Source organism: Cupriavidus sp. FW305-3-2-15-C-LB2, from assembly GCF_058787575.1.
This window is the reverse complement of the sequence record NZ_JBYSZW010000099.1, coordinates 1-10,377: the sequence shown is the minus strand read 5'-3', so window position 1 is coordinate 10,377 and position 10,377 is coordinate 1. Positions and strand designations below refer to the sequence as shown.

General features: G+C 66.4%; 12 protein-coding genes and 1 pseudogene. 4 read left to right on the top strand and 9 right to left on the bottom strand.

Annotated features, from left to right (window positions below; all coding sequences use genetic code 11):
- The 4 genes from AC3WRR_RS35740 to AC3WRR_RS35725 form a co-directional block, all read left to right on the top strand.
- On the top strand, positions 1–881 hold an 881-nt coding region (locus tag AC3WRR_RS35740), incomplete at its 5' end, for a tripartite tricarboxylate transporter substrate binding protein (protein ID WP_492299546.1).
- Positions 882–908: 27 nt separating this feature from the next.
- Positions 909–1,679, top strand: coding sequence for a class II aldolase/adducin family protein (locus AC3WRR_RS35735; protein WP_058698437.1), 771 nt, complete (start codon positions 909–911; stop codon positions 1,677–1,679).
- A gap of 36 nt (positions 1,680–1,715) precedes the next feature.
- Entirely contained in the window at positions 1,716–2,753 is a 1,038-nt protein-coding gene (locus AC3WRR_RS35730; RefSeq protein WP_492293729.1) for a TauD/TfdA family dioxygenase, read from the top strand.
- Between the two features lie 138 nt (positions 2,754–2,891).
- The gene (locus AC3WRR_RS35725) at positions 2,892–3,104 is read left to right on the top strand and encodes a hypothetical protein (protein ID WP_041687519.1); all 213 of its coding nucleotides are present in this window, start codon (positions 2,892–2,894) and stop codon (positions 3,102–3,104) included.
- Between the two features lie 158 nt (positions 3,105–3,262).
- Here the strand turns inward: AC3WRR_RS35725 and AC3WRR_RS35720 are convergent.
- The 9 genes and pseudogenes from AC3WRR_RS35720 to AC3WRR_RS35680 all read right to left on the bottom strand — a co-directional run.
- Positions 3,263–3,430, bottom strand: a pseudogene (locus tag AC3WRR_RS35720) (hypothetical protein); the annotation flags it as partial.
- A 186-nt stretch (positions 3,431–3,616) separates the two neighbouring features.
- The gene (locus tag AC3WRR_RS35715; RefSeq protein WP_492299545.1) at positions 3,617–4,138 is read right to left on the bottom strand and encodes a helix-turn-helix transcriptional regulator; all 522 of its coding nucleotides are present in this window, start codon (positions 4,136–4,138) and stop codon (positions 3,617–3,619) included.
- Positions 4,139–4,140: 2 nt separating this feature from the next.
- Positions 4,141–4,425, bottom strand: a complete 285-nt coding sequence (locus AC3WRR_RS35710) for a hypothetical protein (protein ID WP_010813158.1) — start codon at positions 4,423–4,425, stop codon at positions 4,141–4,143.
- A gap of 173 nt (positions 4,426–4,598) precedes the next feature.
- A complete protein-coding gene (locus AC3WRR_RS35705; RefSeq protein WP_492299543.1) occupies positions 4,599–5,396 on the bottom strand; it encodes a transporter substrate-binding domain-containing protein in 798 nt (265 codons plus the stop codon).
- A gap of 120 nt (positions 5,397–5,516) precedes the next feature.
- Positions 5,517–5,990, bottom strand: a complete 474-nt coding sequence (locus tag AC3WRR_RS35700) for a cupin domain-containing protein (RefSeq protein WP_010813156.1) — start codon at positions 5,988–5,990, stop codon at positions 5,517–5,519.
- A gap of 314 nt (positions 5,991–6,304) precedes the next feature.
- Complete coding sequence (locus AC3WRR_RS35695; RefSeq protein WP_010813155.1) at positions 6,305–7,120, bottom strand: enoyl-CoA hydratase/isomerase family protein; 816 nt, start codon at positions 7,118–7,120, stop codon at positions 6,305–6,307.
- Positions 7,117–8,352: a CaiB/BaiF CoA transferase family protein gene (locus AC3WRR_RS35690; RefSeq protein ID WP_492299542.1), complete on the bottom strand. Its 1,236-nt coding sequence runs from the start codon at positions 8,350–8,352 to the stop codon at positions 7,117–7,119. The genes AC3WRR_RS35695 and AC3WRR_RS35690 overlap by 4 nt, the downstream gene beginning before the upstream one ends.
- 75 nt (positions 8,353–8,427) lie before the next feature.
- On the bottom strand, positions 8,428–9,393 hold the full coding sequence (locus AC3WRR_RS35685) for a Bug family tripartite tricarboxylate transporter substrate binding protein (RefSeq protein ID WP_454750384.1): 966 nt from the start codon (positions 9,391–9,393) through the stop codon (positions 8,428–8,430).
- Between the two features lie 62 nt (positions 9,394–9,455).
- The coding region (locus AC3WRR_RS35680; RefSeq protein ID WP_492299540.1) for a LysR family transcriptional regulator at positions 9,456–10,377 on the bottom strand (922 nt) is incomplete at its 5' end.

Sequence of the window (10,377 nt, the reverse complement as noted above, 5' to 3'; positions counted from 1 at the left end):
CCGCCCGCCCCATCACCCTGATCGTGCCCTTCACCGCCGGCGGCGCCACCGACGTGCAGATGCGCGCGCTGTGCCTGGCAGCATCGAAGACCCTGGGCCAGCCCATCGTGATCCAGAACCAGCCCGGCGTCAGCGGCACGCTCGGGCCCGCCGCGATGGCGCGCAGCGCGGCGCGCGACGGCTACACGCTGGCGCTGATCACACCGGCGTTGTTCCGCCTGCCGCACCTGCAGCCGGTGAACTACGACGCGATCAAGGACTTCACCTACATCATCGGCCTGACCAGCTATGTGTACGGGATCTCGGTGCCAGCGGGCTCGCCTTGGAAGCGCTTTGGCGACTTCGTCGAGCACGCGCGCGCCAACCCTGGCAAGGTCAACGTGGCATCGGTCGGCACCGGCTCGCTCGGCCAGATCACCGTGCGCCGGCTGGAACAGCAGGCCGGCATCAAGCTCAATTTCATCCCCTTCAAGGGCGGCGCCGATGCGTTGTCCGCGCTGCTGGGCGGCCACGTCGACGTGATGATAGAAGCCGGCTGGGGCGCCATGGCCGAAGCCGGCAAGGTACGCCTGCTGGCCGTGGCCGAGCCGCAGCGCCTGAAGCGCTGGCAGGCCGTGCCCACGCTGCGCGAGCTGGGCTACGACATCACCGTGCAGTCCGAAATCGGCATCGCCGGCCCGCGCGCGCTGGACCCCGCGGTGGTCGCCACGCTGCACGATGCCTTCCGCCAGGCCACATCGGACCCTGCCTACCTGCGCGCGCTCGAATCCGAATCGATGCCCAACCGCCATATGAATACCGCCGACTACCAGCACTACGCCGCTTCGCAATTCGCCAGCGACAAGCGGCTGGTGGCCGAGCTCGGCATCCGGCTGGACTGAGCCCTACGCACGCAAAGGAGCCATCGCATGAGCGAACCCGATCCCATCCGTCCCGCCGCCATTTCGGACGCCGAGTGGGCCACCCGCATCGAGCTGGCCGCGCTCTACCGCGCCATCCACCGGTACGGCATGACCGACCTGATCTACAACCACATCACCGCGCGCGTTCCGGGCGAGCCTGAGCACATCCTGCTCAACCCCTACGGGCTGCTGTACCAGGAAGTAAACGCGTCCAGCCTGTACAAGATCCACCTGAACGGCGACATCGTCCACCGGCCCGAGCGCGATGCCGGAGAGCTGGGCCTGAACCCCGCCGCCTACGTGATCCACACCGCCGTGCACGCCGCGCGCCATGATGCGCTGTGCGTGCTGCACACGCATACGCGCGCATCGTCGGCGGTATCGGCCATGGCCTGCGGCCTGCTGCCGGTGTCGCAGCATGCGCATATGTTCTACGGGCGCATTGCGTACCACGACTTCTCCGGCCCGGTAGTCGACCTGGCCCAGCAGGGCCAGCTGGTGCAGGACCTGGGCCAGCACAACGCGATGATCCTGCGCAACCACGGCCTGCTGGTATGCGGGCGCACCATCGCCGAAGCCTTCTTCAACATCTACTGGCTGGAATCGGCCTGCAAGATCCAGGTCGATGCCATGGCTGGCGGCGAACTGGTGATGCCGTCACCGGCATCGCTGGAAGCCAGCCGCAAGGCCTTCGGCCGCGTAGCCATCCGCGGCGACCGCGAATGGGCGGCGGTGCGGCGCGAGCTGGACCACATCGACCCGTCCTACCGGCACTGACCCCGCCTTCGACCTGAGCACAAGACTGGAGACAACATGACCCAAGCCACCGCCGCCGATGCGGCAACCTTCGCAGTAGCCGTTCCCGCCCTTGGGCCCGATGTGCGCTGCCACGTGCTGCAGCCCGGCCGCCCGCCGCTGTTCATCGAACCGGCCGGCGAACGCCTGCTGGACCGCGCGCAGTTCCGCCAGTGGTCGCGCACGGTGCGCCCGGCGCTGGACGCGCTGATCCTGGAACATGGCGGGATCGTGCTGCGCGGCTTCCCGACCGCCGGCACGGAGGACTTTGCCGACTTCATCGAGCAGTTTCCGGCCTTCGACGGTGGCTACGCCGGCGGCCGCGCCCCGCGCGAAACCATCAGCGGCCGCGTGATGGAAGCCACGCGGCTGTCGGCCAGCGTGCGCCTGGCGGTACATTCCGAAATGGCTTACCGCCGCGACTACCCGCGCCGCATCGCCTTCTTCTCGCGCAAGACCGCCGAGGTGGGCGGCGAAACCCTGATCACCGATGTGCGCCACCTGGCCGAGCGCATGGACCCAGAACTGGCCGGCAGGCTCGCCACGCTGGGCAGCCGCACCGCGATCAACTTCGGACCGCGGCGCGATGCCGACGATGCCTCTTACGCGCATATGGACGAGCGCGGCTGGAACCAGTCGTTCCATACCGAGGACCCGGCCGACGTGAACCGGCTGTGCGCCGAGCGCGGGCTGGAACCAGTCTGGCATGAAGACGGCAGCCTGACCGTGCTCAATGCGCTGGAGCCGTTCGTGGTACATCCGCAGACCGGACGCAAGCTGTACCGGTCGATCCTGCATATGCTGCCGCAGGTGGAGAACCCCGAGCAGGACCTGGAACGGCGCAAGCGCCAGAAGTACCCGACCGGCGCCACGCTGGGCAATGGCGAACGCCTGACCGATGCCGAACGCGCGCATATCGACCAACTGTGCGACCAGACCACCTATAGCTGGCCCTGGCGCGATGGCGACGTGATGGTGCTGGACAACCTGCAGGTCTGGCACGGCCGCAACCCGTACCAGGGCACGCGCGACGTGCAGGTGGCGCTGTTGGATTAAGGCGCGCGGGCCGAGCCTGTTGCAGCGGGCAGGCGTCGATATAATCAGCCGCGCAATGCCATAAATTAAGACATTAAGACAATAAGCCATCAGGCGGACGGGGTGCAGCGTCTTCTTGACTTACGCTGCGAGGGAACCATGACCAGCGCTGACCACGCCCTGTCCGGACGGCTGTCCGCGACCATCCCTGCCCGCCGTGCCGCAGGCAGTTCCGTTTCTGCGCCAGCCGCGCCGCACACCCCGCTGCTGCAAGGCGTGCATCGTCGCGCAGACCAGCTGATGACGGCCATGCTGTGGGTGCTGGGCCTGCTGTCGCTGATCGTCGGCATCACTATGGGTCGACCGGGCTGACGCTGACACTGGGCTTGCCGATGGCGCTGCTCGGCACGCTGATGGCGGTCACCGTGCCCGCCCGCCTGGCGACGCGGCTGGCGATGGCCGTGCTGCTGATCGCTGGCCGGCACCTGTACGCGAAAGCGCATGATGGCCAGATCACCGGTGTACTCAAGCTTGACGTCCGACAGCACCGGCGCATTGGCCTTGTCTGCAAAGAAGCGCTGCTTCAGGTAGTCCGTGGCGGCAGCCTTGCCGCGCACAACCAGGCCATGCGGGTCGGATTCGCCGGTGGGCAGGGTCCAGACGAACTCATCGTCCAGGCACGCGGCGATGCGCTCCATGTCTGCGCGGGCAAAGGCGGCGAAGAACTCGCCCATCACGGCTTTCACGTCTGATTCGGCCATCTTGTCTCCACTTCTGGTTGTGGTGCCCGGCTAGGGCGGTTGTCCGGGCATCTTGGCCAAAGGCCGGGATTCGTACCACCACCCGAAAAGGATGGGCCGGGAAGCGGAGTCGACGGCCGACCGCTAAGCCACCAGCGACCGGAACTCCCGCGCCATCGCCGGTGCCACCTGGCTGGCGCACTTGGCCAGGTTCACCTGCATCGCCGTGGCCGCGATTTCAAGGAGCTCCGGCTTAATGTCGTAGCCACGCTGCCCCAGCCACACGATCACGTCCAGCAAGTGCCACAGCGAACTGCTGCCTTCATGCACCGGCACCGGGAAGGAATCCGGGTAGCCAAGCATCAGCTTGCGCATGTTCTGGCGAGACACGCCAACCATCTCGGCAATATCCGTCAGCCCGACCAGGTCAGGCGCCGCCTCGATCAGCGTGGACGACGGCATGGCGCGGCGGGCATCGGCCAGGGCACTCACCATGGCCACCCGCGCCGACTCTGCCTCGCGGACAAATGCCAGCGCCACGCGGCCCGGCAGGCCGGTGCCCACCAGCGCGTCATCACACCCCGCCTCGGCCAGGCGTTCGACCAGCGCATCGGTATCGCTGTCCGCCTGCGACAGGTGAAATTTGAGGGTGAAGGCATATTCCATGGTCATGTCCTGAATTGCAGTACGCGCAGCGTTGTCACTTCCCGCTGATGCGAGCAGTTGGCCACGATCCGCCGGATGGCATTGGCGTGGTTGCCCGGATTCTTTGGCGTGCTCCAGACGCTGGATACACAGAACTCGCCGCAGCGGCATTCCTTGTCGTTGTCGGGGCAGTAGATGCGGCCCCACGCATGACCGTTGCCCTTGGCCTGCTCGACACGCCAGCCATGCAGCGCTGCATGCCTGAGTGCGGCCTCAATCTTCTTCCTTGGGTGCCTGGCGCGGGTCATTCGTGTCTCCGAGACTAGATGCGCAATGACTGGTTGTCAAGTGACAACCAGAAAATAAGCACAATCCGAGTGGATCGGAGCATTGTCTTTGGACTTGCCCGAGCGGGCATTGAGAGGACTCTGGAATCGGCGGAAACGAAGTCGTAGCCAGGTGATGCAGGTGTTAGCGCATACTATTCACGCGGAGCGGCAACGACTCCGCGCAATGCGGCGCGTTCGATCGCCGCCTCAACCAGGCCTTCGGATTTCGCGCTCTCGACAAACTTGCGCGCGTAGGCAGCACTGTAATCCCGTCCTTTCGGCGTTGCCATCCCGGCCTTCTCCCCGCCGGACCGGCCCTCTAGCACGCGCGAACCCGCGAGTTTCTCGGCCTGGCTGTACATGCCTGCCTTGGTTCCGAAAATGACATCTGCCCTTCCGGCCCGCAGCGATTCAACCATGTCTGCAATAGTTGAAGACCGAACCAGCGTGGCACTCCGCATGGTGCTGGCAAGATAGGCATCCGGCGAGCTCTTTTCCACCACGCCAATCCGGACACCGGGCCTGTCGACGTCCGCCAGCGTGGTGATGCGCGAACCCGGCGGAACGAGGTAGCTGAACTCGACCTCCATGTATGGCGCGGTAAAGTCCACGACCGACGCGCGCTCGGTACTGATTCCCATCGTGGCGACATCCCACTCCCCGGTTTTTGCGCCGGCGATCAACGCCGGGACCGAAGTGTAGGCAACGGGCTCGAACGAAACGCCGAGACGCCGCGCCATTTCCTTGCCGAGGTCAACGGCAACGCCTCTGAACTCCCCTGACGCAGCATCCTTCGTCGCATGGATCGGGGAGCCCGATATGAATCCGACGCGGAGTTTTCCCGTCGGCGCCAATGCGCTCCGCGCATCAGGCGTGGGTGCCGTCCGGGGCCCCGCACAGCCAGCGAGTACCAGTGCAAGGATTACCGCCAGCCGTCGAATCGCACGCATGTCATGGCAATTGCCGCAAGCCACCGCCCTCTCCATCAGGTATTTGCCACGTCCGATGCCTGCTATGGTCCTGCCCGCGGCTTGCGCCGCTTTGAGACATCCATAGCCCCGCACCAGGCATTACTTCTTCTTCCTGGGATCATCAGCCGGGTTGACGAAGTTGAAAGCCCAGGGCCCCGACGCATTGATCTGGATAACGGTTTCCTCCTTGGTCCAGCCAAAGTGGCGCATCTTGGGTGGCATGACAATCAGGCTGCCGGCGCCGAGCGGCGAGGTCTTTTCCGGGTCGAGCTTGTCGCCCATGCCATAGTTGAACGTCCCGGAAAGCACGGTCACCCGCTCCACGCCCGGGTGCCAGTGCGCCGGCACCTTGGCATCCGCGGGCAGCTTGATCCGGGCCGTGAACGGCGCTTTCTTGTCCATCTTCCCCTCGAGGACGGCAAGTTTGGCACCCGGTATCAGTGGAAGGTCCGCCCATTTGACCTCGTCGGCAGTGACCATGACCATGTCGCCCGGCGGGGCAGCCAATGCCGCAGACATCGTCAGGCAGACGCCGAAGGCCAGTGTGGCAATCGGGGGAAGCTTGTTCTTCATGGCGCGCTCCTTCCTGAGACGGCAACCAGACGGTAGAAGCGGCGCGGCGATGGCACAGACCTTACAAATGCCATCTGGCACCGATTCCACCGCCAGCCGCGCTGGTGACACCCACTGCATGGCACAGGTTCAGGCATGCAGGCTCGAGCGTCTTTATCGCCCATAGCATTAATGTGATGCATATCGCGGGCCACCCGTGGCGGGAGGCTGACGAGCGGGCGCGTGACGCTCGCGCGATGTGTCGGTTGCACGGTAAATCAGCCAGATGGTTTCAATTTTGAAACACAGGCGGCTGGCGTACGAGGCCCCGACGTTCAACTCCCTTTCCATACCGGCGGGCGCCGGTTCACGAACGCATCCACCCCTTCCCGGAAGTCACCGCTGCCGTAGCACAAGCGCACCAGGTCATCCGTGTCGGCCACCGACTGCACGGTCTGGCGCCGCAACGCCTCCTTGACCACCGTCTGCGTGACAGGCGCCAGCGCGCCAAGCCGGTCGCATAGCGAGACGACCTCGGCCTCCAGCGCATCGGCAGCGTACACACCCTCAAGAAACCCGCACGCGAGCGCAGCCTCGGCGTCGAGGATCTGCGCCAGCAGCAGCATGCGGCGCACCGGCTGCAGCCCCCAGGCCGCACGCAGCTTGGCAAGGTTCAGTGCCGACAGCGTGTTGCCCAGCGTGCGCGCAATCGGCACGCCAAAGCGGGCCTTGGGCGTCGCGACACGGAAGTCGCACGCAGTGGCGATGGCCAGGCCGCCGCCCACCGCCCAGCCTTCGATAACCGCCACAGTTGGCATCGGCAGTTGCTCGACAAGGCGGACGCCTTCGTCGATACGCGCTTCGTAGGCAACCCCGTCCTCGCCGCTGGAGAACTGCTGGAACTGCGCAATATCAGTACCTGCGACAAAGGCCTCTCCGCCCGCGCCGCGCAGCACCACCACGCGCGCACCCGCATTGCCTTGCGCCGCAAGCGCGCGGCAATGCGTGGCAAGTTGCTCGTACATGGCCCACGTCATCGCATTGCGCGCGGCTGGTCGGTCGAACGTCAGCGTTGCGACCTGCCCCTGCATCGTGAGCGTGACTTGTCCGTCGTTGCCGGGACCGCCCTCCGGCGGCAGCGCGGCCTTCATGATCCGAAGGCGCCGGCTACAGCCAGCGACTGTTGTTCGTCCTTCGGGATACCCAGCTCGGCCAGGACTTCTTCCGTATGCTGGCCGAGCAGCGGCGGCGCGCGCCGTACCTGCTGGGGCGTGCCGCCCATCTTCACCGCGAAGCCGATATTGGGCACCTTGCCCTCGATCGGATGATCGATTTCGATGCGCATCTGGCGGTGGCGGCCGTGCTCGCTGTCGAAGGCCTGCGGGTAGGTCAGGATCGGCCCGGCCGGAATGCCGACGCCGAGCAGGCGCTCGATCCAGTAGTCGCTGCTCTCCTTGACGAAGCTCTCCTCCAGCATCGCGATCAGTGCCTGCCGGTTGGCCAGGCGCAGCGCCACGGTGGCAAAGCGCTCGTCCGCGAGCAGGTCGGGCCGGTCGAGCGTGTTGCACAGCAGTTGCCACAGCTTCTGGTTGGTGGCCCCCATGACGAAGTAGCCATCGGCGGACTTCATCGCCTGGTAAGGCGCGCTCATGCGGTTGGCCGTGCCCAGCGGCTCGGGCTCGCGGCCCGTGCCCCAGTATTCGCAGGTGTCCCACACCGAGAACGCCAGCGCGGAATCGAACAGCGACGCATCGACATACTGCCCCTTGCCCGTCTCCCTGGCGCCGATGTAGGCAGACAGCATGCCGTAGGTGGCGAACAGCGCGCAGCCGATATCGGCCACCGGTACGCCGGCCTTCACCGGCGCGCCGCCCGGGTAGCCGGTGACGCTCATCACGCCCGACATCGCCTGCGCCATCAGGTCAAAGCCCGGCCGCCCGGCCCACGGTCCGCTCTGGCCAAAGCCCGAGATGCTGCAGTAGACCAGCTTGGGATTGATCCTGGCGAGGGTCTCATAGTCGATCCCCAGCCGCTTCATCACGCCGGGTCGGTAGTTCTCCACCAGGATGTCGGCCGTTTCCGCCAGGCGATAAAGCACCTGCCGGCCGGATTCGGTCTTCAGATCCAGGGTGACGCTGCGCTTGTTGCGGTTCATGTTGAGGAAGCCCATGCTGTCCGAGCCCTTCATCTTGAAACCCATCGCGCCGCGCGTCTGGTCGCCGCCGTCGGGCGGTTCGATCTTGATCACGTCGGCGCCCAGATCAGCCAGCAGCATGCAGGCGTAGGGCCCGGCCATGACCTGGCTGACGTCGAGCACGCGCACGCCGGCCAGCGGCAAGGTGGAGGCAGGCGCCTGTGCGCCCGAGTCGCGGAAATCTGTCATGGGATGCTTCTTCCTGGATAGATGGATGGGCAGCGTGCGCGCGTGCGTCGGTTCTCGGCCATTGCCTTGCGGCGCTCAGGTCTCGGCCTTTACGCCGGCGTCCTTCACGACCTTGGCCCACTTGGTGGACTCAGAGGCGATGAAGGCGGCGAACTGCTGGTTCGATCCGCCTGAGTCCTCGGCGCCAAAACTCTTGAGCCGCTCGGCAACATCGGGCATGGCCAGCACGCGGTTGACGTCGGCGTTCATGCGCTGCACCAGCGCCGGCGGCATGCTCTTCGGGCCCACCAGGCCGTACCACGACGCCGCGTCCAGCCCGGGGAAGCCGGACTCCGCCAGCGTCGGCACATTGGGATGGCTGGCCGCGCGCTTCAGGCGGGTCTGGGCGATCGCGATCACCTTGCCCTGCTGGATAAACGGCGTGGCGGCGGTCATGGTGTCGAACGCATAGTCGATCTGGCCGCCGATCAGGTCCGCCACCAGCGGGCCCGAGCCCTTGTAAGGCACGTGCACCACATCGAGCCTGGCCTGCAACCGGAACATCTCCAGCGCCAGGTGCTGCGCCGAACCGATGCCGGACGAGCCAAAGGAGATCTTCCCCGGCTTCTGCCGGCACAGCGCCACGATGTCCGAAACGCTGCGCACCTTCTGCTCCGGACGGCAGGTCAGCATATTGGGCGTGACGCCCACCAGCGAAATCGGCGTGAAGTCGGCGCGCGGGTCGTACTTGACGTCCAGCAGCGCCGGGGCGATCGCGTGGCTGTTCACATGCGCCATCAGCAAGGTAGTGCCGTCAGGCGGCTGCTTGGCCACATAGGCGGCGGCGATGGCGCCGGTAGCGCCGGGCTTGTTCTCCACCAGCACGCTGGTGTTCCACATGACCCCGAGCTTCTGCCCGATCACGCGTGCCAGCACATCGGTGCCGCCGCCGGGGGCGAAGCCCACCACAATGCGCACCGGGCCGGCGATGTCGGCGGCGCGCACCAGGCTGGGTATCGCCAGCCCGGCCGCTGCCGCCACAATGAATTGTCTGCGCTGCATTGCGTGTCTCCGTCCTGTAGTTATGGAGCCATCATCCGCAATACATCCGCCGCGGGCTATCGCTAATTGGGGGATTCTGGTTTCGCGTTTTGCGCAAGCACCGCCAGCACGCTGAGCGCCGCCGAGGAAAGTGCCCCATGGGGCCGATGGCACAGCACAAACTGCCGCTGCGCCCAGGGCGCCGCAATGGGCAGCCGCACAAAGCGGCTGCCGGCCGCCACCTCGCGCGCGATCGCCTCCGGCATCACCCCGCCGCCCAGGTTCTGCGCCACCAGCGCGGCCATGCTGTCGAAGCCGCCCACGCGCATGCGCATGCGCAGCACGCGGCCGGCCTCTTCCGCCAGCCGCTCCAGCACGATCGAGATCGCCGAACTCTCGCTGAGCACGATCAGGTCGCAGTCCAGCACGTCGTCCGGCGTGACCTTGCGGCGCCGCGCCAGCGCATGGCCGCGCGCCACCACCAGCACCAGTTCATCATTCCGATAGGGCGCGGTCGGCAGGTCGATCACGCCCAGGCTGCCGTCGTAAATGCCGATGTCCACGGTGCCGCGGCGCAGCGACTGCTGGACTTCCGCGCTGTTCATTTCCTGCAGGTCGATGCGCACGCCGGGGCAGGCCGTGGCGCAGCGTTGGATGTCGAAGGGGAGGAACTGGATGACTGCGGATTTGGGCGCGGCTACCCGGACCACGCCCAGGTCGCCGCCGACGAAGGAGGCGGCGTCGTCCTGCATGCGCTGGACGGTATGGGTGATGCCGCGGGCGTGGGCCAGCAGTGCGCGGCCGGCTTCGGTCAGGGCCATGCCGTGGGGCAGGCGTTCGAAGAGGGAGACGCCTAGTTGGGCTTCCAGTTCGAGGATGCGGCGGGAGGCGGCTGCGGGGGCCAGGTGGAGGCGCTCGGCGCCGCGGGTGATGCTGCCGAAGTCGGATACGGCGATGAAGAGCTGGACGGTGATGAGGTCGAAGTGCAGGCGGGGGGTGCGTGAG